Origin of the sequence: Phytobacter sp. V69 (assembly GCF_965644215.1) — a bacterium.
Taxonomy (GTDB): Bacteria; Pseudomonadota; Gammaproteobacteria; order Enterobacterales; family Enterobacteriaceae; genus Phytobacter.
This window is the reverse complement of sequence record NZ_CBFFRL010000594.1, coordinates 1-253: the sequence shown is the minus strand read 5'-3', so window position 1 is coordinate 253 and position 253 is coordinate 1. Positions and strand designations below refer to the sequence as shown.

Genomic DNA, 253 nt, shown 5'->3' with positions numbered 1-253 from the left:
GCTTCCATCGGGAATAAGGATCTGGCAGCCTGAGTTCCCAACTAAAATACTCTCCAGGAAAACCGGGGCGGTTCAGTAAAGGAATGATTGCCGATATCTCTTTCCATGACCTTGACGGTCATAACCCCCACGCTCACGTAATGCTGACGCTACGTGAGATAACGCCGCAAGGATTTGGCAACAAAAACAGAAGCTGGAACGAGCATGATTTAATGGACGAGTGGCGTGCATCATGGTCCAGAATGTCTAACCG

The 253-nt window shown here is 49.4% G+C and carries 1 pseudogene; it reads left to right on the top strand.

Annotated features, from left to right (window positions below):
• Positions 1-77: 77 nt before the first annotated feature.
• A pseudogene (locus ACSZPU_RS26550) lies at positions 78-253 on the top strand (MobA/MobL family protein); the annotation flags it as partial.